This window comes from Virgibacillus ihumii (genome assembly GCF_902726655.1).
Lineage (GTDB): Bacteria > Bacillota > Bacilli > Bacillales > Amphibacillaceae > Lentibacillus > Lentibacillus ihumii.
Window position 1 is genome coordinate 3,547,711 of the sequence record NZ_CACVAN010000001.1, and the last position, 24,538, is coordinate 3,572,248.

Genomic DNA, 24,538 nt, shown 5'->3' on the forward strand with positions numbered 1-24,538 from the left:
TATCAATACCGCATGGGAATTATTGTTGCGGAATTCCATTTGCCAATAGGTAAAAAGCAATAACTCTGATATAATTGTATGGGGAAATTTATCTGATTAAGGTGGAGAATATATGAAAATAGTTTGTACCGGCTATGGTATCCTGGCTCCTAAGACAACAAATATTGAAGAGTACCTGTACAATTTAAAAAATGGTGTATGTTCACTTGAGGTTGTGGATCAGGAAGGACCAAAAGGGGAGTCCAATATTCTCGGTGTCGTTAATGAAGGCTTGGAAGAATTTAAAGAGAATAAGAGAATAAACAGACTTCCAAAAGTGACAAAAATGGGAATATCTGCAGCTAAGGAAGCCCTTCAATCGGCTGATATAAATTTAGAGGGTAAAAAAGTAGGAATTTTTTTCGGGTTGTCGCTTGGCGCAACCGGGGAAAAAATTCTTAGGGATGGCATTCAATTTGTGAATGATGAGGACTATAGAAAAATACCTATTACATATGCCCATTATGCCAATTATCACAGCATAACTTCCGCAATTGCCCATTCGATTGGGGTGAAGGGTATTACAAAAACCATTTCAACAGGATGTACGGCTAGTTTGGAAGCAGTTGAAGAGGCGATGCTTTATTTGAAAAGCGGAAAAATCGATGTGGCAATTGTTGGGGGAACCGATAGTCCGATCAGTAAAATAACTACGTATTCTTTTGCGAAAACAAGAGTTCTTCCGCTCAATCAGACGCTTGAAGAAGGGGCAGTTCCGTTTCAGGAGGGAAGTAATGGTTTTGCGATGGCAGAATCGTCAGGTGCGATTGTGCTGGAAAGAGAAGAAGATGCGATAGATAGATCGGCGAATATTAAAGGTGAGATTGTTGATGTCGTTTCGAATAATGACGGGATTTATATATATTCGCTGGATGAAACTGGCGAGCAGATGATAAACGCTTTACAAGAGGTTACAGGAGGCCGTCAGCCGGATTATATTAACAGTAATGCACTTGGAATAAAACTGAATGATCAGATTGAAAAAAAGTGTTCAGAGTTGCTGTTTAACAATGAAACACCGTATACTTCCATAAAGAGTATGTATGGAAATTCTTTCGGGGCAATTGGTATTTTACAGGTTATTTCTTCCCTTTTGAGTGTGCAGCATGGATTCATACCGCCAACTATTCGAACATCAAAAAAAGGTTATGAAACTATGAATATTCCTTTGGAAACAAGGTTCGAAGATGTAAATGAAGTTGCTGTTACCAACCATGGATATGGTGGAAATAATGCATGTGCTTATGTGAAAAGTTACACGGAATAATGATGTAGCAGTAAGGGGTGAAGACTTATGATTACAGGGCTGTTAATTTGCACGATAGGATTAATTCCGTTGGTTTTGGGTTTAAGTATCAGAGCTATCTATAAAGAATCAAAAGTTTCTTCCGTACTGTTTATATATATGGTTTTAATTACAGTTTGGCAATTTAATGTGGGAATTCTTTACTTTGGAAATGTTCTTCCTGAAAGTGTTGTTCTATTTTTATTTAAATTGTTCAGAGCAGGTCCAACACTTTCCATTATTGTTGTGTTTTATTTAACCTATATTTTTATTAAAGACCAGCCGGCCATGCTTAAGGAAACAAGTGGAATAACCAGAACACTGCTTAAGCTTTTTAATAAAAAAGTGCTGGTTTTCTTTGGTATTTGGAGTGGATTGATTTACATAATAAATTGGACGAGTTTAGGGATAGAAGGATTAAGGTTACAGAACACAAATTCAACTACCTTTATTCATTTCCCTGAATATGGACCTTTGGCATGGCTCTATGTCGTTCATATGAGCAGTTTTATTATCTTTTTGCTGATTGTCTATATTGTATCGCAGAAAATTGCCAATCCAAATTTCAAAAACTTCCTAAGGGGTTTTTGTCTTCATTCGTTTATTTGGCTGATTGTACCTGGTTTTTTGAATTTCTCACCCGAAACAGGAGCAATACCAAGCAGTATCGGTGTTGTCATTTTCTCGGCGGCGATTGTGCATGAGTTTATAAAGTTCAGCACAAGCCTGAAAGACAATTACTATCAATTAATGGAACGGCAGAAAAAATTGGATTATACGGGGAATTTAGCGGGAAGTTTAATTCATGAGGTGAAAAACACGAATCAAATCATCAAAGGTTTTTCAAAGTCACTGAACAAGTGTGATACCATGACAGAGCAGGAAAAAAGTTCAATGGAAATGATTCAGAAATCATCCGAACACTTGGGAAATCTGGTAAATAACTATAAAGCTTACATGAAATCTTCTGACCAGGAGATGAAAACAGAAGACTTGGAATCCATTATCGGTCAGGCTGTTGATTTTTCTTCAAGTATGAGTGAAGAAAATGATGTGGAAATTGAATTCATGAATCCCTATAAACAGTTAACTGTTTATGTGAACCGAACCAATCTGGAACAGGTTTTTATCAATTTGATTAAAAATAGTATTGAGGCAATGCCGGTGGACAGGGAGAATAGGAAAATTACGATTTCCACCGAACTTGACAACGGAATGATTATAATCCATTTGCGGGATACCGGGAAGGGGATAAATCCGGAGAATTGGCAGAGCGTTTTTGACCCGTTTATTTCATTTGGTGATCGGGGTATGGGCATGGGTCTGCCTTTCGTAAAAAAGACGATTATCGAACATTTGGGGAATGTTCAGATTATAGAAAGTTCACCAGAAGGAACGCACTTTCAAATCGAACTCCCGCTGAATGGAGCACTGAATATGAATTAAGGAATCTGTTAAAAGCAGATTCCTTTGTTGATTATTATTCCTGAAGTGAGGGACACTGGAATTGTATAAATAATGTATTTCATCAATTACTACGAGTCATATTCCTCTAAAAATGCCAAGTCTTCATTTGACAAGGGTTCATTATTAATTTTTGCTCCTTCCAGCATCACTTTTCCATCTGCGAAATCCTTCTCTGCAAGAATACATGGGATATCCTTTTCCACAAGCTTTCCGTCATTATTGTAAAACAGATAACCATCTTTTTCGTCATATATAAACGAGTTGATTTTCATGTTTGGTGTGATGAATAATGTGATTTTTTCGTTATCGTTCCACATTATTTTCACTAGAATTTTTTTGTTCATCTTCTTTTCTGCCAAGGTTTTCAGGGTGTTTAATGAAACGGCTTTTTCCACTTATTTTACCTCCAAGCTGCTCGTTTTAAGAATCCTGCTTGTTATTTTATTTTATTATTTTTTGATTGCCGAAACAAGCTTGCATATTTTCGAATATTATCCATCCATTCAGACCGGGAAATGATAGCTTCCCATATGTTAAGATGTATGCATGAAAGATACGCTGCAATTTGAAAGGAAGTTTAAGTTTGAAGCGAAGAGTTGTTGTAACTGGAACAGGTGTTGTTTCGCCATTGGGAAATGATGTGGAAACACTGTGGGATAATGTTAAAAAGGGAAAGTCCGGGATTAAGCGGCTTGAATCCGAAGAATATAGTGACATCAGCACAAAAATTGCCGGCTATATTGATGATTTCCATCCGGAAAAGTATTTGGAAACAAAGGAAATTAAAAAATATGATTTGTTTACACAATATGGGTATGCTGCTGCGATGCAAGCATTGCAGCAGTCAGAACTCAATTTGGAAACAGTGGATAAGGACCGCGTCGGCGTCTATATTGGTTCCGGCACAGGGGGTCTGCAGACACTGTTAAGTAATCATAAAACGATGCTGGAAAAAGGAACAAGACGGGTATCACCCTTCTTAATTCCAACGATGATTAATAATATGGCTGCTGGTCTGGTTGCGATCAAAACCGGGTTCCGCGGGCCAAGTTTCGCGACTGTATCTGCTTGTGCAACGAGTAACCACGCCATTGGAGAAGCATATTTAAATATCGCGCATGGTTATTCGGATGCGATTTTGGCAGGCGGAGCGGAGGCTACTATCACACCACTATATTTTGCTGGTTTTTCAAAGATGCGTGCCATGTCAACTAAGAATGAGACACCTGAAGCAGCATCACGTCCGTTTGACCAAAAGCGGGACGGATTTGTTATGTCAGAGGGTGCAGGTGTGTTATTTTTAGAAGAATATGAACATGCCAAGGAGCGTGGTGCGCCTATTCTCGGTGAAATTATCGGCTACGGCAGCACAACAGATGCGTATCATATTACCGAACCGGATTATCAGGGCGCTGCCAAAGCAATGAAACTGGCTATTGAACGGGGGGAAGTTGAACCGGAAGACATTGATTATATTAATACCCATGGCACCAGTACGCCGGCGGGTGATATTTCTGAGACGAAAGCGATTAAGGAGGTTTTCGGTGAGTATTCATATCACCTTAAAGCCAGTTCCACAAAATCAATGGTCGGGCATATGTTTGGGGCGGCAGGTGGTGTCGAAGCTATTATTACATTGAAAAGTATGGCAGAAAATGTTTTCCCGCCAACCATCAATCTGGAACATTCGGCCCCGGAATGTGACTTGGATTATGTAGCAAATATAGCATTGGAAGGCAGCATTAATATTGCTTTATCCAATGGTTTTGGATTTGGCGGCCATAATGCGGTTGTTGCTTTTAAAAAATATTTTATATAAGGAGGCACAGTGTGTGAGTGACTAGGGACAACTGTACGAACAAAATGGCAGACATACTTTTGATGATCAATCAATGGCCATTAGTATGGCTGCAGGATGGCATCGGTGTTTGGATGTTCTTAGGCTGTCCGACACGAGGCATCACAGACTGTACCGGTTTGGTCCGCTCCATGCCGAACTGATTAACATTTTCCATAGAGGATGAAATATTAGTTGCCACACCTTCTGGAGCAATTGCGTTATAGTGATGCCTTTCTGTCCATACGGTTATGAGATTTCTGCCCAGGAGTTGAATGAAGAGTTTATATCTATCCTGTCCATTAACAGTCCGTTTCGGAAAGACACAAATTAAAAATGGACAGAGTATTGTACAATATTCATCGTAAAACAAAACGGGGGTCAAATGACGAGTAAACCAAAAATTGTTGAGACGGGAATTTAGACAATCTCTTTCCCATTCATATATGATAGATAGGTGAAATCTTTTTTGAAAGGATGGATAATTTGAAAATTCTTGTAGCAGGTGCAAATGGTCAAATTGGAAAGCATCTTGTGTCAATCATACAGGAAAGTGACGGTTTTGAAGCAAAGGCAATGATTCGTAAGCAGGAGCAGGCGTCTTACTTTGAAAATCTGGGTGCGGAAACGGCAATTGTGGATTTAGAAGGAGATATCGAGCCGATTGCACAAGCCGCTGAGGGCGTCGATGCAGTTGTGTTCACAGCAGGATCTGGCGGCCACACTGGAAAAGATAAAACCATTATGGTCGATTTGGATGGTGCTGTTAAAACAATTGAGGCGACTAAGGATGCAGGTGTGAAGCGCTTTGTAATGATCAGTTCGTTTGATACGACCCGTGAAGCAATTCAGGAGGCTAATGCATCCTTTGCGCCGTATGTTATTGCAAAAAATTTTGCTGATGATTGGCTGCGCAAGACAGATTTGGATTATACAATTATTCATCCTGGCGTACTGACAAATGATAAAGGAACCGGTCAGGTGGAACTGGCGGAAAAAGTGGATCGTGGCGAGGTTCCAAGAGAAGATATAGCAAGTGTTATTCTTGCCAGCTTGCAGGATGAAACTACGGTCGGAAAGGAATTTCAGGTTGTCGGCGGAACTACATCTGTCAATGAAGCAATAAAATTAGTTTAACGGAAAGCAGTTGCTGCGGAAGACAATTTGCCTTTTAGGCGGATTGTCTTTTTGCGGTTTTCATACATAAAATCTGACACAAGAGTTGTTTTTATATTCCTTTATCACAAATTCTTATTATGATTATTATTAATATTTATTTTACTTAACATATATCTGTTGTTAAAATGGCACAAACTAATAAACAGTGGAGGTGTTCAGATGAAAAAATCAAATTTATTATTGCTGTTCGTAACCTTGGTCGTTGTTGTGTTGGTAACCGCCTGTGGATCGGGCGGCGATAGTGAGTCATCAAAAGAAGAAAATGAGCAGAAGTCAGAACAAGCCTCTGAAAATGAAAAAGAAAACAATTCAGCTTCTTTGGATAAAGGAATTGAAAAGGTATTGACTTCTCTTCATGAATTGAAGAATACCATTGAATCATCACCCGGCGAAACCGGGAAAATCAACAGTAATGGGAAGACACTTTCAGAAAGCTGGGAGCCCATTGAAAAGAAGATAGAAGAACGAAATCCTGATGCGTATGAAAATATTGAAAAGAGTCTGTATCCGCTCATCGGTGAAGCACAGAAAGAAAATCCGGATACCAATAAGCTCACAAAGCTCATTAAAGAAACAAACGAAAAGCTCAATCAATTCAAGGACAAGGTATCTTCATCATAATCATCTATCAATTATGGCGATGAAATTCCATATAAGAGGCTAAACTTATTGAGCTTTTCAGAAAAAGAGATAAAACTTCAACCATTTGGGTGACGAATCCCTTTTAGAATAACGGTATATTTTAACCTTCAATTCTCATACTAAGAGAAAAAGGGAGGTTACATTATGGCTAAGCGAACGAAGAAAAACGATGCTGATCAAAAGAATAAGGATGGGTTTGATTCCAGTAAGCGGGATTCCGAGTTTTCCAAAGAAGTCGGAAGCGCGGAGGCAAATCGAATCAAAAAGGAAAAAGCGAAGCAAAGAAGGGCAGATTACTGGGATCTCTGAGATACTTGACAATACGGTGTCCGGTTTCTAGGATTAACAATTCCCATCAATTAACTAGGCTTTTCTATTGACATGACATAAATGATTACTTTATGATAAAAAGCAATAATTAAATAATTGCCTATCCAGAGAGGTGGAGGGGAATGGCCCTTTGAAGCCTCGGCAACAGGTTCACTATGGATGTATATCCTTTGAATACTGTGCCAATTCCATCAAGCATGTCTTGAAAGATAGGGGAGGACAAAACTGATTTTTAGTATAAAACTCTTTTCCTATCCGGGGAAAGAGTTTTTTGCGTTTAATTCATCTAAGGCGGGGAGTGGAATGTATGAAGTATGGTTTTTGGCTGCCGATTTTTGGCGGGTGGCTTCGCAATGTTGAGGATGAACAGATGCCGCCAACATTTGATTATGCAAAAGAAGCAATTCAATCAGCAGAAAAATGGGGATTTGATACAACCTTAATTGCTGAACTTTACTTGAATGATATTAAAGGTACGGACAAAGATTCGCTGGAGGCATGGTCAACGGCGGCAGCTTTGGCAGCAGTGACCGAAAAAATTGAAATTATGGCGGCTGTCCGTCCGTTGTTTCATAACCCGGCTGTGACGGCAAAAATGACCTCGAATATTGATCACATCAGTAATGGACGTTTCACCTTAAATATCGTTTCCGGCTGGTGGGCCGAAGAGGCGAAACAATATGGCGGGGCTTTTACGGAACATAATGAACGGTATGATCGGACAAGCGAATTTATTGAGGTTTTAAAAGGGTTATGGACCGAGGAGACGTTCTCCTATGACGGGAGTTTTTACAATATTGAAGATACGAAGCTTTCACCAAAACCCGTGCAACGTCCGAATCCTGTTTTATATGCAGGTGGTGAAAGTAAAAAGGGCAAGCAAGTTATTACGTCGCTTTGTGATGCCTATATCCTTCATGGACATACGGTTGAAGAGGCTGCAGAAAAGATTTCCGGCATGAAGGCACGCAGAAAGGATGCCGGACGTGAGCCATTCCGGAGTATTGGAATGGCAGCATATGTGATTTGCCGTGATACAGAGGAAGAAGCTCAGAAAGAATTAAAACGAATTACCACAGTAAAAGACACAAGTGGCTATGTCGGGTTCAAGGACTTCACATCCAAATCGGAACTTGAACAGCAGATTCAGTTACAGGATTACTCGGTATCCAATCGGGGGCTGCGTCCGAATCTCGTTGGTACGCCTAGGCAAATCGCTGAACAGATCTTAGCTTTTGAAGAAGCTGGAGTGGATCTCTTGTTGTTACAAAGTTCGCCGCAATTGGAGGAACTGGAACGTTTCTCCAAGCAGGTTATGCCTAAAGTGGAAGAACTGCGCGCTGCTTTGCCAAAAAAATAAGGGAGGGATATTTACATGAATAAAATTTATGTCATCCATGAGAATAGCGAATGGACAGAACACTTGACTAATAGATTGGAAGAATTAAATCTGCCATATGAAGAATGGAATCTTAGTGATGGGATGGTTGACCTTACTTCCGAGCCGCCTGAGGGGATATTTTACAGCCGGATGAGTGCTTCATCCCATACGCGGGGTAACCAGTTTGCTCCGGAGTTAACCAGTGCGGTGCTTGCATGGCTGGAACAGCATGGAAGAGTAGTGATTAATGGCAGCCGTGTGCTTCAGCTGGAAGTGAGTAAGGTGTTGCAGTATCTTGAGCTTGAAAAGTACGGCATCAAGACACCCAAGACAATTGCTGCGATCGGCAAAGCCGAGATTCTTCAGGCGGCGGAAAAATTTGATGGGAAGAAATTTATTACCAAACATAATCGCGCCGGCAAAGGATTGGGAGTACAGCTGTTTAACTCAATAGAGGCATTAAAAAGCTACATTGAGGGAGATAGTTTTGAGGAACCAGTCGACGGTATTACATTGCTTCAGGAATATATCGAGTCACCCCAGTCATTTATTACACGTTGCGAGTTTATCGGTGGTAAGTTTCTTTATGCAGTGCGGGTCGACACATCAGAAGGATTTGAACTATGCCCTGCTGATGCATGCAGCCTTGATGACATGTCTTGCCCGGCAGGTGACGAAAGTTCTAAGCCCTCTAAATTCCAGGTCAGGGAAGGATTCGATCATCCGATTATTGAAAAATATGAACGTGTCCTGGCAGCAAATGATATTAAAATTGCCGGCATCGAATTTATCGAGGATCAGGATGGTACTATTTTCACCTATGATATTAATACGAACACCAATTACAACAGTGAAGCGGAGGCAAAAAGTGGACAGTATGGAATGCTTGAAGTTGCCAAGTATTTAGGGGAGGAACTTGAAAAATTGAAGGTTGCTGTTCAGGTATAAAATCATCAAGAGTTAGAAGGAAGGAGGTAATCTATTGGAGCCTCCTTTTTATTCTGACCGGGCGTATTAATGTCTGGTCTTCAAATGAAGAATCTTGTAATAGAAAGATGCGGTATTTGTCACACATTCAGATAATTTGCCGGTAATACTCTTTCCCAATTGCGACCGATAGTTTATACTAGAGATGAAAAATTGAATAAGTACCAGAATGAGGTGTCTTAAAGAGACTGGATCCGGGGAGTCATATGACTTTGCATGTTCAGAATTTTTATCCGTTTTTCATTTCTAAGACTTAAAAGGGAAGTTTGTTTAACCGCCACCGCGGTCCCGCCACTGTGAATGCTTGTTTATCTGTACAATCCACTGTGCATGCGGATGCATGGGAAGGAGCAGAAAACAATAAGCATAAGCCAGGAGACCTGCCTCGTTCTGATACGCCAGAAAACCTACGAGGATGGGGAGGTGTATGATCGCAGGCTAAGAATAGTCTTGTTTTGTGAATAACCCATGTGAACACCTTTGTAGGAGGGTGTTTTTTAATGGAATAGAAAATAGTGTGAAATGATTTTCAAAAACCCAGGAGGCAAGGAAATGAAAAAGGTTTATTTGTTGTTGCTTCTAACAATTCTGACGCTTGGTCTGCTTGTTGGTTGCGGAAGTACAACCGATGATACGGAGCAAACTGCTAATAGCAATGATAACAATACGGAACAAACGGAAGATACAGAAGAGGCAAGTTTTCCGGTTACGATAACAGATGGGACTGGTGAAAAACAGACGATAGAACAGAAACCGGAACGTATTGTTTCTGTCCTGCCAAGCAACACGGAAATTGCGTTTGAACTTGGTCTGGGAAATAAGATTGTCGGTGTTTCCAAACATGATAACTATCCAAAAGAAGTACAGGATATTGAAAAAGTTGGAGGGCTGGAATTAAACATCGAAAAAATCATTGCCCTTAAACCAGACCTTGTGCTCGCGGATCCGTCGAATAATCAAAAAGTTCTCGATCAACTGCGGAATGCCGGTATTCCAGTACTGCTCACCGGCGCGGCGACGGATTTTCAGGGCGTTTATGATAACATCAATTTAATTGGTAAAGCAACCGGTGCCGTTTCGGAAGCAGAGGATGTTATAACCGGTATGAAGGACAAGCTGGCAAAACTGAAGGAAAAAGCAAATGCGATAAAAGAAGATGAACGCAAAACTGCTTTTATTGAGATTTCGCCGGCCCCGGATATTTACACAGCTGGAAAAAACACATTCATGGCCAAGCTTTTGGAAATTATTCATGCGGACAACGCTGCATCTGAAATGGAAGGCTGGGCAAAAGTAAATCAAGAAGCCATCATTGCCAAGACCCCGGATGTTATCATAACAACCTATGGACATTTTGTGGACAAACCGCGAAAAAAAGTGTTGAGCCGTGAAGGTTGGGAAAATGTAGCCGCGGTTAAAAATAAGCAAGTGATTAATGTTCATACGGACCTTGTCTCCCGTCCTGGTCCACGTTTGGTTAAAGGGGTAGAAGAACTTGGAAAAGCGATTTATCCGGATGTTTTCGGTAATTAAGAAGGCCGGACCATACGTCGTATTACTGTTTATTCTGGCTTGGTCGATTCTGCTTGGAGTCTCGATTGGAACAGTGAAAGTTCCGGTGACTGATATTTTAAGAATATTGTTTTCACATGTCACCGGAACAGCTTTGTCCGATTCGGTTGATCCAATGCATGAAACAATTGTAATGGCAATCCGTCTACCGCGTGTTGTATTATCCGGCTTAGTCGGAGCGTCTTTGGCCATTGCGGGGGCTGCGTTTCAAGGTCTATTGCGCAATCCGCTGGCTGATCCTTACACGCTTGGTGTGTCATCCGGCGCCAGTGTTGGTGCAGTTGTAACGGTCTTTTTCCACTTGTCATTACCAGTTATCGGTATGTACACGCTGCCGGTTTTAAGTATTACGGCATCATTTATTACGATTTTTATCGTTCTGTTTTTTGCAAGAAGGGTGGACCGTGGAATGCGGGTGGAGACGATTATTCTGACCGGTGTTATCTTCAGTTCATTTCTTGGTGCACTAATCTCGCTTATGATTGCACTGACAGGTGATGAATTGCGGCAGATTATCGGTTGGCTGCTTGGCAGTGTGTCAATGCGCGGATGGGAATACGTCTGGATTATCCTGCCGTTTTTTCTTTTTGGGGCTCTCATTTTATTGCTGCATATAACGGAACTGAACGCGATGTCGTTTGGTGAGGAGCAGGCAAAGCATTTGGGTGTCAATGTTGGACGGAAGAAGATGAATGTGCTGATTGCCGGGTCGATTTTAACAGGGGCAGCGGTGGCAGTTTCCGGAACAATTGGATTTGTCGGACTGGTCATTCCTCATCTGATTCGCATTTTATGGGGACCGGACCATCGACACTTGCTTCCATTGTCCGTGCTTGCCGGAGCAGGATTTTTAATCATAGCCGATCTTATTTCCCGGACGATTATAGCCCCCTCTCAATTGCCAATCGGTGTCATAACGGCGCTAGTTGGTGCACCGGTATTTGCGGTTATTTTAATGAAGCAGAAATTAAAAACAGTCTAATGATTGGAAAGAGTGGTTAACATGATTGAGGTCAAAAATGCAGCAGGCGGCTATACGAATGAACTGATTGTACGGGGAATCTCGTTTCATGTTGAGCAGGGGGAGCTGTTCGGAGTAATCGGTCCGAATGGAAGCGGAAAAACAACCTTGCTGAAAATGATGAGTAGTATTTTGCCGATCAAAAGTGGGGTGATTACGATGGATGGCAAATCTGTTTCGATGTATCAGACGAAAGGGTTTGCCAAACTGGTTGCCGTTCTGCCCCAGCACACATCACAAACATTCAGCTATACAGTGAAGGAGACCGTTTCGCTTGGCAGGTATGCACACCGCAGCGGTATATTTCAATCACTTTCCGAGGAAGATGAACGGGTAATTGCGGAAGTGATGGAACAGACGGGTGTGCTTCATTACCAGGATGCACTGCTTGACCAGCTTTCAGGCGGGGAGCAGCAGCGGGTTTATTTGGCTCAGGCGTTGGCGCAGAACCCGAAAATTCTTTTACTGGATGAACCGACTAACCACCTTGATCTTGCTTTTCAGAAAGATTTACTCGACTTGCTGAAAAAAATGACTAAAGAAAAGCAGCTTACCGTCATTTCTATTTTTCATGACCTGAATATTGCCGGCTTATACTGTGATCGGCTGCTGCTTTTGGATAATGGCGACATGAAAGCATGTGGAACACCGGATGATGTATTAAAGGCAAATCGGATTCAAGAAATCTATCAAACTGATATCCAAAAATATCCGCATCCGGCTGTGCCCAAACCACAAATTATGCTGGTACCGGATAAACAGTTAAATAGTCCGAATACATTTATTGATGAAAGTTGTTTGACTGTTGGGGATGACATGATCCAGCTGCATTCTCCAATCGCATTACGGACGATGTCATCCGGGGTTACCGGCTCGGGGCTGGGCTGGAACCGGGCGTTTGTAAATCGCCACGTTGCAAAATCATATAATTGTGCGAATCATAAACAGGAAATGGTTGACTATTTACTGGAACACGGATTTGATCCAAATGAAACAGTCGGGATGATGACGGCGGTTACATTACAGGATGTGTCCTTTCAGTTTTTGGAGCAAGACGGTTACTCCATCTTTGTTGTGGTGACAGCTGGAACCGGTAATGCTGTTGACGCGGCATTTGGTGACAAACATGCGCTAGAGTTTGCTCCCGGGACGATTAATACGTGGATATTCATTAACGGCAAATTAACCGATGAAGCGTATATTCAATGTGTCATGACGGCTACAGAGGCAAAGACTAAAGTACTCAGGAAAACGCAGGTTATGGATTCGGTCACTGGAACGATTGCAACTGGTACATCGACTGACAGCATCCTGATTGCAGCAACTCAAACAGGGCCTGACATCCCGTTTGGCGGATCGATCACACCGGTTGGCAGCATGATTGGTAAAGGTGTATTCGAATGTACGAACCAGGCACTTGCAAATTATTTTTCAAGGATGACGAACCGATGATTTGTCATCTGGCAGCGATTGTACTTGCTGTTGCATTGGATTGGTTAATTGGCGACCCGGAAAAATGGCCGCATCCCGTAAAAGGGTTTGGACGGCTTATCGGCTTATTGGATAGACGGCTTAATAACGGCAGATTTCGTAAATTAAAAGGTGTTTTACTCGTATTGACAGTTGTACTGGCTGCGTTTGGGAGCAGCTGCCTTCTGATGGTGTTGAGCTATCAGTGGCATCCGGTGGCAGGCGTCGCCCTTGAAGCTGTTCTTATTTCCACAACAATCGCGCAAAACAATCTTGCCGAAGCAGTAATGAGAGTCTATCACCTGTTGGAAGCAGCGAACTTGCCCGAGGCCAGAACGAAATTATCATATATTGTCGGGCGGGAAACAAACCGGTTGCCGGAACCGGAAATCGTTCGGGGGGCAGTGGAGACCGTTGCGGAAAATACAAGTGACGGGATCACCGCTCCACTGTTTTGGAGTGTTATCGGTGGTGCTCCATTGGCACTTATGTATCGGGCGGTAAATACGTGTGATTCGATGGTCGGCTATCGGAATGAAACATACGGGAAGTTTGGCTGGGCATCTGCCAGGCTGGACGATGTGTTGAACTGGATTCCTGCCAGACTTACCGGATTCCTGATGATGGTTGTGCAAAAGCCGGCAATGACCTCGTTCCATGGTGCATGGTCTGTTTTATTTCGCGATGCACGCAAACATAAAAGCCCGAACGCCGGCTGGGTTGAGGCAGCGGTTGCGGCGTTATTGGGGGTGCGGCTGGGCGGTACAAATGTCTATCATGGAATGACATCGGTTTCCCAGAGGCTAGGCGATCCACATCAACCACTGACCAGCGCACATATTTTGCAAACGATTACGATTATGCGGCGAACAGTATTTTTCTTTTTGCTATGCATGTTGATAGGAGGAATAACCATTGAATTGGCCACTACATGGGGCGAATGCCCATCATCTCTATGAATCTCTTGAATTGCCCATGCCGGATAAAATTATTGATTTCAGTGCAAACCTCAATCCGTTTGGTCCACCTGCTGGCATTCAAGCAAACTGGTCTGACTGGTTTGAAAAAATTTCGGATTTTCCGGATCCAAATGGTAAGGAGCTGGTTCAGCAGATTGCTCGGGAAGAAGGCCTATCGGAAGACACTATATTGCTAGGAAACGGTGGTGCTGAACTGATTGCACTGGTCACACGGATGCTGGCAGGTAAGCGGGTATTACTGATTCATCCGACATTTTCAGAGTATGGGCGGATGTGCAGTGTGGCTGGTTGTGAAATGACGAGTCTTGTGCTGCAGGAAGGGGATTGGCAGTTGCGGATGGAGGAGTTGATTCCAAAATTAGCCGAAGCGGATGCTGTTTTTCTATGTCACCCGAACAACCCGACTGGAATCGTTTATTCCGAATCCTTGATGGAACAAATCATTTCTGCCTGCCATGAGCACAACTGTCTGCTCATAGCCGATGAAGCTTTTTATGATTTTTTGGATAACAAGCAGTCAGTAGCATCGCTTGTAAATAAGTATTCCAACTTAATGGTCATCCGGTCTTTGACGAAGATGTATGCGATTGCTGGATTGAGGTTGGGTTACTTATTAGCGTCGCCTGAACTGGTTAGGAAATTGAAGTCTTTTCAGCCACACTGGAGTGTAAATGCATTGGCACTTGAAGCGGGCAAAGAATGTCTGCTTGACGGGAAACATGCAGCGAAGACACGCTCATTTATTTCCGGGGAACGGGAGCGCATCCTTGCTGTTCTAAAGAAGGCCGGATACCGGGTGTCGCCGAGTAAGGTGAATTTTCATCTGCTGCAGGATCGGGCTTTAGATGAACAGCTGCCATTGTTTCGGTTTTTGCTAAAAAAAGGCATTGTACCGAGACATACCGCTAATTATCAAGGGTTAAACGGACGTTGGATGCGGTTTGCAGTGAAACAGTCCAGGCAAAATGACATCTTATTGGAGGCATTACTTGAATGGCGAACTCACAATTGATCTTTATTACAGGTGGTGCACGAAGCGGTAAAAGCAGCTTTGCAGAGTCATATGCAACGAAGGCCATTGCTGCCAAAAAGCAAGGTGCACTGTATTATCTTGCCACTTCAAGACCAACTGATGATGAGATGAAAGAGCGCATTAAACGACACCGGCAGCTGCGCCAAAAAAGTGGTCAGCAGTGGCACACAATTGAATGTCCGAATGATCTACTAACCGCTTCCCATTTGTTCAGACGTGGTGATGTCGTACTGCTGGACTGTCTGACGATTCTTTTGACAAATGAACTGTTTCGGGGTGATTTTGAGGAATCCGCTTGGCAACAGCAAAAATTTCAGCAGGAGGTCGTGCAGTCGATCCTGGATGGAATTCGGCAGATTCAAGGCGGGGAGATTACACTCTTGGTCGTATCCAATGAGGTGTTAAATCATCCTATGCATGACCAGCCTCTTGTACAGGCGTACAGCAGACTGCTTGGAAAGTTACACCAACAAATCGTCGATATGGCATCTGAAGCATACATGGTTGAAACGGGGATACCAATACTGATGAAGGGAGTGCCTGCAGATGAAGGGAATTATGGTGCAAGGTACGGCATCTAACGTCGGAAAAAGCCTGATTGCGACTGCTCTTTGCCGCATGTTCGTACGGGATGGCTGCCGGGTAGCCCCGTTTAAATCCCAGAATATGTCCAATTTCACTTGTCTTACAAAGAAAGGTGGTGAAATCTCACAGGCCCAGGCACTTCAGGCGGAAGCAGCCAAAGCTGAGCCGTCAATTTGGATGAATCCGATTGTGTTGAAGCCGAGATCCAATTTGGAAGCAGAAGTCATTATGCTTGGTAAGCCTTCAGGAGCACTGACTGATAAGGAATATCGTAAAGTTTTTTATGAACAAGGATTGTCAGCTATTCATGAGTCACTTGAGCGTTTACGTGCCGATTATGATGTTGTCATCCTGGAAGGTGCCGGGAGTCCGGTTGAACTAAATTTAAAAGAAAAAGAGCTGGTCAACATGAAAGTGGCTGAGCTTGCTAAGGTACCGGTTCTGCTTGTTGCTGATATTGACCGTGGCGGTGTGTTCGCAAGCATTGTTGGAACACTTGAATTACTAAGTCCACCCGAGCGGGAACGTGTTCAGGGAATTATTGTGAATAAATTTTGCGGGGATCCTTCCTTATTTTCTGATGGCATGAAGTGGATTGAGGAGAAGACTGGGATTCCGGTGTTGGGACTTGTACCTGTTGTTGAACATATGATAGAAGAGGAAGATTCGTTGTCTTTGGCAGACTGGGAGAACTCACGTGTAGCTGCAGCTGCGGACTCATGTGACAAATACAATCAGCTGGCAGATCAGTTAAAAGAACATCTTGATTGGAAGCTGTTGCTTGATATCATCGAGCGGTGGCAGGAATCATGAAAACTTATTTTTACGGCTTTATCATATCCATTCAATTTTTTAGTGTATTGCCGATCCGAAAAGAAATACCGATGACAAACCGGACAATCGAGCGGGCAATCAGGATGTTTCCGCTGTTTGGTCTATTGCTTGGAAGTATTTGCACCGGTCTATTGTATGGTCTGACGGAGTGGACTATCTTATCACCTTTAAGTACAACATTTATTCTTTGGGTGGTAATGATTGTGTTGACTGGTGGTATTCATTTGGACGGTTGGATGGATACGAGTGATGCGTTCTTTTCCTATCGTGATCAGCATAAGCGGCTGGAAATTATGAATGATCCGCGCACAGGTGCGTTTGGAGTGATCAGCGTGATTGTCCTTCTTGCAGCCAGGTTTCTGTTTATGTATGAAATTGTCGCAAGAATGGCGCCGCTCACGTTTTTGTTGATTTTGTTCATTCCGTTTTTTAGCCGGATGGTAATGGGGTTGCTGCTTGTGCTTGTCCCGCCTGCCAGAGATGAGGAGATGGGGAAGTTATTTCAGCAGGCTTCCAACCAGGCAACGTACCTGAGTTATCTTGCCTATTTTCCGGTAGTATTGGTGCTGATATGGCTTTGGAATTCGGGCGGTGCGATTCCTGCTTTATTGATGCTGCTCGGTACAGTAATTCTTTTCCTGGTGATTCGAAATAGAGTGATGAAATGGTTTGGAGGCATGACCGGTGATATCATCGGTGCTTCAACGGAGGGGGTGGAGGTCTGGTTATGGCTGATTATTTGGCTGTTTCATTACTACGGCATGGGATGACAAAAGAGAATACACGAAAAGCATATATCGGTTGGAAGGATTCTCCGTTATCAGAAGAAGGAAAAAAAGAACTACAGCCATATATTGGGTGTTATTCAAGACCGGGAATTGTCTTTTCAAGTGATTTACGAAGGTGTCGTGAGACTGCGGTCATATTGTTTCCAAATCAGGAAATAACGGAATCAGCGGAATTACGGGAGCTTCATTTCGGCGATTTTGAAGGTAAAACATATGATGAGTTGCAACATTTGGCGGCATATCAACAGTGGGTGGAACAACCCTTTACAGTGCGACCAGTTGGAGGTGAAACGTACGCGGAGTTTTGCAGTAGAATCAATGTAGGGTTTATGCATGTTCGACAGCGGATCCTGGCAAAAGGAAAACAACATGCCGCCCTTGTTACGCATGGCGGGGTGATTCGCTATCTACTTACGGTTTTTTGCGGACAAAACAAGTCTTTCTTTGATTGGAACATTCCTTATGGCGGGGGATACCGCCTGGTTTGGACTAAGGAAAGCTTTAGGAGGGGTGAAAAGTGCATGTCGTTACAGGAGGAGCCTATAACGGAAAATCAGCCTGGGTAAAGGAACATTACCGTCTTGAAGGTGAAAAACATTTTCGGTGGATAGATGCCTGCCAAGATATGTCCTGTCCGAACGCGATGTCTGACTTGAAGCAGGATCTGGTTATTTTTGAAGGAATAGAGCAATGGGTTTGGAACTGGATAAAAAAGAGGCAACCCGAGGATCCACGGGATTTTGGCAAACAGATTATCGGTGATTGGACCGGATGGGAGCAATCCAAAGCGGGTCGAACGTTGGTCGTCATTGGTGTTGATATTTCCAAAGGGATTGTGCCTATGAATCAGGAAATGCGGTTGTGGCGAGATGTGACTGGATGGTCTTATCAGGATTTGGTCAAAAACTGTGATCGGCTGGATCTCATCTGGTATGGGATTCAGAAACAATTGAAATAACAATTTGGAGGGGAAAAACGATGCGTATTTATACAAGGACAGGGGATAAAGGACAAACAGGTCTGATTGGAGGACGCGTGGACAAGGATGATATCCGGGTTGAGGCGTATGGAACAATCGATGAGTTAAATTGCTTTGTGGGAAAAATTATGACTGAGCTTGATCCGGAGCAATTTGCAGACATACTGGATGACCTGGAAAAAATCCAGCATGAACTGTTTGATTGCGGTGGAGATTTGGCAAATGTTTCGAAACGGCGACAACTAAAGTTGACCGAAGAATCTATCGACTATCTTGAGGAAAAAATTGATCAGTTCATCGAGCAGGCACCAAAAGTAGAACGGTTTATTTTACCGGGTGGTGGCAATGCTGCTGCGTCCATTCATATTGCACGGACTATCACAAGAAGGGCGGAGCGGGTTGTACTTCGGCTGATGAAACAGGAATCAGAGGTGCCGGAAGTTCCATTGAAATATTTAAACCGTCTTTCCGATTACTTCTTTGCTCTGGCCAGGGTCGTCAATGCCAAACTTGGAGTAGCGGACGTTGAATATGTAAGAAGTGCCCGTGTGTTCCGTGGTGGAAAACGAAAGGAGAATTAAGCATGCAGTCGAAACAGGTGAGTATGCTTGCTCTTTTCATAGCGCTGTCAGTTATCGGGTCCGCTATTAAAATACCAGCTTTTATAGGGAGTATCGCCCTTGATGTATTTCCCGCACTTCTTGCAGCGTGTCTGCTTGGCAAACGGCAGGGGGCACTCATTGCTGGGGTCGGTCACCTCGTTTCCGCATTTCTAGGCGGTATGCCGCTTGGCCCGATGCATGTGGTTATTGCGCTGGAAATGACACTCCTCGTATGGGTGTTTGGTGCCATGTATCAGAGCGGAAAGCGTCAGCTGGCAGGCATCGTATTTGTGCTGGCGGTGCTGGCACCATTGCCTATGATAGCCCTCCTCGGTACATCTTTTTATATTGTAGTTGTCCCTTCGTTATTCGTCGGTTCACTCTTTAATGTCGTGATCGCACTATTATTCATTCCAAAGCTGGTTGAAGTGTTCGATTCCAGACTGGCGGGGATAACGAAATGAGGCGTGATGCACTGATCGTACCGTTTGATGGAAATGATGAATTGGTGATTGCCACGGATAACAGCGGATCGATTGGCAAAAAAGCTCTTGATGATGTTCAGGTTCCATATGATGTTGTGGCTTACTTTGCTTTTCGGGTTGCGTATATGGAATGTGCGTCGGTTGGAGGTAATCCATTTTCAGTTATTCTCCAAAACTTTAATGGAGATAAAGTCTGGAATGTGCTTGTCAGGGGAATCGAACGGGGAATCGCTGAACTGGGAATTGAAGCACTTCCAATAACCGGCAGTACCGAATCGAATTTTTCCATGCAGCAATCAGCAACAGGCATTACGGTTCTCGGCAAGCGCTTCCATCATAGGGAGTCAGGCGATAAGCCTTTAGGTGAACTGTCTGCAGCCATTATCGGATATCCACTGGTTGGCGATGAGGTCATGCAGAAAAAGGAGCAAATTGCCCCGCTGCATCTGTTTCAGTGGTGCTGTCATCAGGAAGCAGTCGCCGCAGTCGTGCCGGTTGGATCAAAAGGAAGTCTTTACGAATTAAGACAGTTATTCATTGATCAATCTCTTACCTTCACAAGCGAAATCGATTTGAACAAAACATCTGGTCCTGCAACATGTTTTGTGGTTATATACTTACGGACGTTTCAGAATACAATTGCATCAAAGGCAGGTGCGCTGTTTCATAAAGTTGAAATTGCCGGTGGGGGATGAGGCTAAGAAAGGATACATTAGAGTGTTCGGGAGTTGTGGAAGTATTCGATACTAACGGAAGAATTTTTTGCGGAGATGGTATAATAAGGCTGATGAGGAGTCCTGTCAATAACGGGACTCCTCTTTTTAACGCTCATGAAAAAATATTCGCGATTTCGTTACGGATATTCGCGTTTTTGAACTACTTATTCGTGATTCAGACCGGAATATTAGCGTTTTTAAACCACGTATTCGCGTTTTCAAATAGTTACGCGGATTCGATTCCAACTTAAGGGATCGGTTTACGTGCGGTTTTGCCTCGGACTTGTGCGTTTTTTCATCATATATGTGCGATTTATTTCCTGTGAAATTCCCCGGCGAAACGCTAAATCGCGGATAAATACCTCATATTCGTGGATATCTTATACAAAAACGTGGTTATCCACTCTGGAACCGCGGATATCGCAACCAAAATCACGGATATATCCTGATTTCAAACCTGCCTTACTGTGCCTCAGTAGGATGAATAGATTTTAATGCCGAACTTTCCTTCTTTCCATGCATGAAGTAGTAGAGCATAGTTGCTGCCAGTACCATCACACCCATTATGATATACAAGTTACTGTATCCGGTTAACGGGATGATAAACCCAAGCACATATGGTCCGAAGCCAAGGCCCGCATCGAGCGCGATGTAGTAGGTGGATGTTGCCAGCCCGATCCGGGGAGGTGGTGTCACCTTAACGGCGATGGCCTGTGTGATTGATTGCATATTCCCGAAACCGAAACCAATCAGAATACCTGCTAATAATAACGGTATGCTTGATTCGGCTGTACCTAAAAGCAATAACCCTGCTGTGAATAAAATAAATGCCGGGTACATGACAGCATTTGCACCTTTCACATCCATTAACCTTCCTGTGAATGGGCGTGACACCAGGATTGCTAGAGCATAAACAACAAAAAATAGGCTTGCCATTTCAACCAGGTCAATTTCAATCGCATAAAAATTAATAAAGGAAAGAACGCTTGAATAACCGAGTGAGACGATGAGAATGACAAAGGCAATTGGCAATGCATTTGGTTCAACAAAATCGGAAAGTTTAAATTTGGACCTTTCAGCGGATGTTGCGGGTTTTTCAACTTCCGGTACATTTAAAAAGAGTGCAATGATGAAACTAATGATTCCCAGTGCCAAACAAAAGCCGAAAATCACCGAAAAACTTGTATGCTGACTCATGAACAGACCGATAAAAGGGCCGATTGCGGTAGCCAGTGTAATGCTCATGCTGTAATAGCTGATCCCTTCCCCTTTCCGCACTTCCGGAATCACTCCAGCCACAATGGTTCCGGTGGCCGTACTAGCCATTCCAAGTGTAATCCCGTGCAATAATCGGGTGATCAGCAGAAATGTTATTCCGATTTTAATAAAATACAGAAGTGAAATCAGTACGAAAAAGATCAGCCCCAGATAGAGCATTCGTTTGTTGCCGATTGTAGTGATCATCCGGCCGATAAACAGCCGACCGATTAATGTTCCGATAATAAAAATACCAGTTACAAGTCCGCCCTGGCTTTCGGAAACATGAAATTGCTCGACTGCATAGACAGCCATGGTTACGAGTAATAAATAAAAGACTAAGTACAAGAAAAAATTTGCCGATGAAATAATGATAAAATCTTTGGTCCATAGTTTTGCTTTTGATTGATTCACGTATCTGTCTCCTTACATCTTCATGTTGTTTCGTATTGTTTCCATAATTCGAATGGTCTCCTGCTGCTGTTCCTCTGATATGCCGGTTAAAATCTCCTGTTCAAACTGATCAATCGTAATACGGACGGTTTCATAAACGGTTATGCCTGATCCGGTAAGCTGTACGCGTTTTTCGCGTTTGTCTTTACCTTTGACCTGCTCGACATAACCAAGTTCCTCCAGACGGTTAACGGTTCTGGTCGTGGTTGGTTTTTCAACGCCCTGGTAGTGTGATATGTCCACATTTGTGGAAGGGCCGTAATTATATAAGTAATATAAAACAGTCCATTGTGCCCTGTGCAGGTTGTGTTTGTTCAACTGCTCATTCAGACGGTTTTCAAATGGGCGGAATAATAAGATAAGCTGATGAAAGAATTTTTGTGTAGTCTTTATTGAAAAAACCTCCTCATATAGTTAGCGTGGTTAATAGTTAGAGTGACTAACTTTATTAGCTTATCAGTTTTAATGGTGAGAAGTCCAGGCCCAAAACTTTAATGGAAACTTGTGGCATGACAAGTGTTTTCAGGCAGGTGCAGCTTCCCTTTTCGTTCTGGTTGAATTTTGAATGCCTAAGCGATAAATTACTTGGTAGGAGGTAATAAAAATATGAATATTACAGCGATTGCAGGAAGTATACGAAAAGATTCCTATAATATGCAATTGGCAAAAACAATGAAGGAACGGTATAAGGGTAAGTTGAACATCGAAATTGCCGATATCGGATCACTTCCTTTTTTTGCCCAGGATGAAGAACACAATCCGCCACAAATTGTCCAGGATTTTAAGGAGTCCATCAAACATGCAGATGGGGTTTTAATCGTAACGCCTGAATATAATTGGTCGGTTCCCGGTGTTTTAAAAAATGCGCTCGATTGGACGTCCAGAGTTGATAAGGTTTTGATCGGAAAACCGGTTATGGTTGTTGGGGTAACTCCCGGATCTGCAGGAACCTTGCGTGCTCAGCTCCATTTACGTCAAATTCTTTCAGCACCTGGAATTCAGGCAGAATTGCTTGCACCGGGCGGCAATGAAGTGTTAATTAATTTTGCCGGACAAAAGTTTGCAGACGGACAATTGACGGATGAAGACACGCTTGCTTTTCTGGATAAAAGAGTGGATGCATTCCGTGATTTTGTAAAATCATTTTAAATTAAGTAAATCCATTTAAAGTTATGCAACACCAACAGTTTCGAATTTGATATAATACCAATGGAGCATAACGAAATGGTAGGGGGAGTTTTATGGAGGAAAAAGGGGGCAGACAGTTTCTGGAAACTCAAAAAGTAAATTTTGAAGTTCATAATTGTACTTTGAATTTCGAACAGTCTATAATTATACATCGTTTATAGTACATCATTTGTAAAATGGTACATATAATGATAATTTTAACTTGATAACTCATGAAAAAATGCTGTTTTTTAATGCAGCTGTATAGAAGAGAAAAGAAGAAAACTGGAGGTAATGACGTGAAGATTATTGTAGCTGGGGGAGATGGCTTTTGTGGCTGGCCAACTGCACTCTATTTATCAAAACAGGGGCATGACATAGCCATTATTGACAATATGGCCAGGAGAAAGTGGGATAATGAACTGCATTCGAATTCATTGACTCCTATCGCTTCGCTTGAAGAACGGGTAGCGAAGTGGAAAGAATTAACCGGAAAGGAAATTCGGGTTTATGATGGTGATTTGAACCATTATGATTTTTTACGGGAAGTCTTAAAAAAAGAACAGCCTGAAGCATTTGCACACTTTGCGGAACAGCGCTCAGCCCCATATTCGATGATAGATCGTGAACATGCTGTGTTTACTCAAAACAACAATGTGACTGGAACGCTGAACGTATTATTCGGCATCAAGGAGATTGTGCCGGAGTGCCATCTGATTAAACTTGGAACAATGGGTGAGTACGGTACCCCAAATATCCCAATTGAAGAAGGATATATTGAGGTTGAACATAAAGGACGGAAGGATGTTTTGCCATTCCCGAAACAGCCTGGTTCTTTTTACCATTTGTCTAAAGTTCATGATAGCCATAACATTACATTTGCCTGTAAAATCTGGGGTATTAAAGCGACAGATTTGAATCAGGGTGTTGTATATGGTCTGGATACGGACGAGACAAAAATGGATCCGGTTTTGAACAACCGCCTTGATTATGATGGAGTATTTGGTACGGCATTAAACCGGTTTATCATCCAGTCAACCATCGGCCATGATGTTACGGTTTATGGAAAAGGCGGTCAGACCCGCGGGTTTTTGAATATTAAAGATACGGTTCGTTGCATTGAAATTGCGGCAGAAAACCCGCCGGAAAATGGAGAGTTTCAGGTGTTTAACCAATTTACCGAGGAATTTTCAGTGCTTGATTTGGCTAACATGGTCGTAAAAGCTGCAAAAGAAGAAGGGTTGAATACAGAAATCGCACACTTGGAAAATCCAAGGGTTGAGTTGGAAGAGCATTACTTCCATGCAGAAAATACGAAGCTGCAAGATCTGGGGCTTGAACCAAACTTGCTGACAGAAGAAGTTATCCGTGATATTTTAAAAACAGTTGTTCATCATAAAGATCGCGTGATTAAAGAAAATGTATTGCCGCAAGTAACCTGGAAGTAAA

At 42.8% G+C, this 24,538-nt stretch carries 27 protein-coding genes and 2 riboswitches; of the genes, 24 read left to right on the forward strand and 3 right to left on the reverse strand.

Translation table 11 applies throughout. The annotated features are described in order from the left end of the window. Positions 1-112: 112 nt before the first annotated feature. Both HUX68_RS17505 and HUX68_RS17510 read left to right on the forward strand, forming a co-directional pair. Positions 113-1,306 (forward strand): beta-ketoacyl-[acyl-carrier-protein] synthase family protein, encoded by a 1,194-nt coding sequence (locus HUX68_RS17505; RefSeq protein ID WP_174615991.1) that lies wholly within the window; start codon positions 113-115, stop codon positions 1,304-1,306. Positions 1,307-1,333: 27 nt separating this feature from the next. Then, positions 1,334-2,770 carry a sensor histidine kinase gene (locus HUX68_RS17510; RefSeq protein ID WP_174615992.1) on the forward strand — a complete coding sequence of 479 codons (1,437 nt, stop codon included), beginning with the start codon at positions 1,334-1,336 and terminating at the stop codon, positions 2,768-2,770. A gap of 89 nt (positions 2,771-2,859) precedes the next feature. Here the strand turns inward: HUX68_RS17510 and HUX68_RS17515 are convergent, their stop codons facing one another. Next, complete coding sequence (locus HUX68_RS17515; RefSeq protein WP_246206713.1) at positions 2,860-3,186, reverse strand: hypothetical protein; 327 nt, start codon at positions 3,184-3,186, stop codon at positions 2,860-2,862. Between the two features lie 188 nt (positions 3,187-3,374). Between HUX68_RS17515 and fabF the strand changes: the two genes are divergently transcribed. The 20 genes from fabF (at position 3,375) to HUX68_RS17615 (ending at position 20,191) form a co-directional block, all read left to right on the forward strand. After that, positions 3,375-4,610 carry a beta-ketoacyl-ACP synthase II gene (gene fabF / locus HUX68_RS17520; protein WP_174615993.1) on the forward strand — a complete coding sequence of 412 codons (1,236 nt, stop codon included), beginning with the start codon at positions 3,375-3,377 and terminating at the stop codon, positions 4,608-4,610. Between the two features lie 17 nt (positions 4,611-4,627). After that, positions 4,628-4,792: a hypothetical protein gene (locus tag HUX68_RS19630; protein ID WP_174615994.1), complete on the forward strand. Its 165-nt coding sequence runs from the start codon at positions 4,628-4,630 to the stop codon at positions 4,790-4,792. Between the two features lie 313 nt (positions 4,793-5,105). Then, on the forward strand, positions 5,106-5,765 hold the full coding sequence (locus HUX68_RS17530; RefSeq protein ID WP_174615995.1) for an SDR family oxidoreductase: 660 nt from the start codon (positions 5,106-5,108) through the stop codon (positions 5,763-5,765). 201 nt (positions 5,766-5,966) lie between these two features. Next, entirely contained in the window at positions 5,967-6,428 is a 462-nt protein-coding gene (locus HUX68_RS17535; RefSeq protein WP_174615996.1) for a hypothetical protein, read from the forward strand. Between the two features lie 165 nt (positions 6,429-6,593). Then, positions 6,594-6,758, forward strand: a complete 165-nt coding sequence (locus tag HUX68_RS17540) for a hypothetical protein (RefSeq protein ID WP_174615997.1) — start codon at positions 6,594-6,596, stop codon at positions 6,756-6,758. 118 nt (positions 6,759-6,876) lie between these two features. Next, positions 6,877-6,995, forward strand: a riboswitch (SAM riboswitch). A gap of 91 nt (positions 6,996-7,086) precedes the next feature. Then, positions 7,087-8,139 carry an LLM class flavin-dependent oxidoreductase gene (locus HUX68_RS17545; protein WP_174615998.1) on the forward strand — a complete coding sequence of 351 codons (1,053 nt, stop codon included), beginning with the start codon at positions 7,087-7,089 and terminating at the stop codon, positions 8,137-8,139. A gap of 15 nt (positions 8,140-8,154) precedes the next feature. Further along, complete coding sequence (locus tag HUX68_RS17550) at positions 8,155-9,108, forward strand: ATP-grasp domain-containing protein (protein WP_174615999.1); 954 nt, start codon at positions 8,155-8,157, stop codon at positions 9,106-9,108. Positions 9,109-9,369: 261 nt separating this feature from the next. Further along, a riboswitch (cobalamin riboswitch) is annotated at positions 9,370-9,550 on the forward strand. A 149-nt stretch (positions 9,551-9,699) separates the two neighbouring features. Beyond that, positions 9,700-10,680: an ABC transporter substrate-binding protein gene (locus HUX68_RS17555; protein ID WP_174616000.1), complete on the forward strand. Its 981-nt coding sequence runs from the start codon at positions 9,700-9,702 to the stop codon at positions 10,678-10,680. Beyond that, complete coding sequence (locus HUX68_RS17560) at positions 10,643-11,701, forward strand: FecCD family ABC transporter permease (protein WP_425509526.1); 1,059 nt, start codon at positions 10,643-10,645, stop codon at positions 11,699-11,701. Before HUX68_RS17555 ends, HUX68_RS17560 begins: the two co-directional genes overlap by 38 nt. 21 nt (positions 11,702-11,722) lie before the next feature. Then, entirely contained in the window at positions 11,723-13,192 is a 1,470-nt protein-coding gene (locus HUX68_RS17565) for an adenosylcobinamide amidohydrolase (protein WP_174616001.1), read from the forward strand. Further along, positions 13,192-14,169 carry an adenosylcobinamide-phosphate synthase CbiB gene (gene cbiB / locus HUX68_RS17570; protein WP_174616520.1) on the forward strand — a complete coding sequence of 326 codons (978 nt, stop codon included), beginning with the start codon at positions 13,192-13,194 and terminating at the stop codon, positions 14,167-14,169. The genes HUX68_RS17565 and cbiB overlap by 1 nt, the downstream gene beginning before the upstream one ends. Beyond that, entirely contained in the window at positions 14,126-15,202 is a 1,077-nt protein-coding gene (cobD, locus tag HUX68_RS17575) for a threonine-phosphate decarboxylase CobD (protein ID WP_174616002.1), read from the forward strand. The genes cbiB and cobD overlap by 44 nt, the downstream gene beginning before the upstream one ends. Continuing rightward, entirely contained in the window at positions 15,184-15,804 is a 621-nt protein-coding gene (locus HUX68_RS17580; protein WP_174616003.1) for a bifunctional adenosylcobinamide kinase/adenosylcobinamide-phosphate guanylyltransferase, read from the forward strand. The genes cobD and HUX68_RS17580 overlap by 19 nt, the downstream gene beginning before the upstream one ends. Next, entirely contained in the window at positions 15,770-16,621 is an 852-nt protein-coding gene (locus HUX68_RS17585) for a cobyric acid synthase (protein ID WP_174616004.1), read from the forward strand. The genes HUX68_RS17580 and HUX68_RS17585 overlap by 35 nt, the downstream gene beginning before the upstream one ends. Then, positions 16,618-17,412: an adenosylcobinamide-GDP ribazoletransferase gene (cobS, locus tag HUX68_RS17590; protein ID WP_174616005.1), complete on the forward strand. Its 795-nt coding sequence runs from the start codon at positions 16,618-16,620 to the stop codon at positions 17,410-17,412. The genes HUX68_RS17585 and cobS overlap by 4 nt, the downstream gene beginning before the upstream one ends. Beyond that, entirely contained in the window at positions 17,370-17,996 is a 627-nt protein-coding gene (locus tag HUX68_RS17595) for a histidine phosphatase family protein (protein WP_174616006.1), read from the forward strand. The genes cobS and HUX68_RS17595 overlap by 43 nt, the downstream gene beginning before the upstream one ends. Next, positions 17,948-18,388, forward strand: coding sequence for a bifunctional adenosylcobinamide kinase/adenosylcobinamide-phosphate guanylyltransferase (locus tag HUX68_RS17600; protein WP_174616007.1), 441 nt, complete (start codon positions 17,948-17,950; stop codon positions 18,386-18,388). The genes HUX68_RS17595 and HUX68_RS17600 overlap by 49 nt, the downstream gene beginning before the upstream one ends. Before the next feature lie 20 nt (positions 18,389-18,408). Continuing rightward, positions 18,409-18,990, forward strand: a complete 582-nt coding sequence (locus tag HUX68_RS17605) for a cob(I)yrinic acid a,c-diamide adenosyltransferase (protein ID WP_174616008.1) — start codon at positions 18,409-18,411, stop codon at positions 18,988-18,990. Between the two features lie 2 nt (positions 18,991-18,992). Next, positions 18,993-19,475, forward strand: a complete 483-nt coding sequence (locus HUX68_RS17610; protein WP_174616009.1) for an ECF transporter S component — start codon at positions 18,993-18,995, stop codon at positions 19,473-19,475. Next, a complete protein-coding gene (locus HUX68_RS17615) occupies positions 19,472-20,191 on the forward strand; it encodes an ATP-binding protein (RefSeq protein WP_174616010.1) in 720 nt (239 codons plus the stop codon). Before HUX68_RS17610 ends, HUX68_RS17615 begins: the two co-directional genes overlap by 4 nt. A 483-nt stretch (positions 20,192-20,674) precedes the next feature. Here HUX68_RS17615 and HUX68_RS17620 read toward each other — a convergent pair whose 3' ends face one another. Both HUX68_RS17620 and HUX68_RS17625 read right to left on the reverse strand, forming a co-directional pair. Next, positions 20,675-21,883: an MFS transporter gene (locus HUX68_RS17620; RefSeq protein ID WP_174616011.1), complete on the reverse strand. Its 1,209-nt coding sequence runs from the start codon at positions 21,881-21,883 to the stop codon at positions 20,675-20,677. A 12-nt stretch (positions 21,884-21,895) separates the two neighbouring features. Further along, positions 21,896-22,240: a MarR family winged helix-turn-helix transcriptional regulator gene (locus HUX68_RS17625; protein ID WP_343033680.1), complete on the reverse strand. Its 345-nt coding sequence runs from the start codon at positions 22,238-22,240 to the stop codon at positions 21,896-21,898. Positions 22,241-22,528: 288 nt separating this feature from the next. Between HUX68_RS17625 and HUX68_RS17630 the strand changes: the two genes are divergently transcribed. Together HUX68_RS17630 and HUX68_RS17635 are read left to right on the forward strand one after the other, a co-directional pair. Then, positions 22,529-23,071 carry an NADPH-dependent FMN reductase gene (locus HUX68_RS17630; RefSeq protein ID WP_174616012.1) on the forward strand — a complete coding sequence of 181 codons (543 nt, stop codon included), beginning with the start codon at positions 22,529-22,531 and terminating at the stop codon, positions 23,069-23,071. A gap of 317 nt (positions 23,072-23,388) precedes the next feature. After that, complete coding sequence (locus tag HUX68_RS17635; RefSeq protein ID WP_174616013.1) at positions 23,389-24,537, forward strand: NAD-dependent epimerase/dehydratase family protein; 1,149 nt, start codon at positions 23,389-23,391, stop codon at positions 24,535-24,537. Position 24,538: the final 1 nt, after the last annotated feature.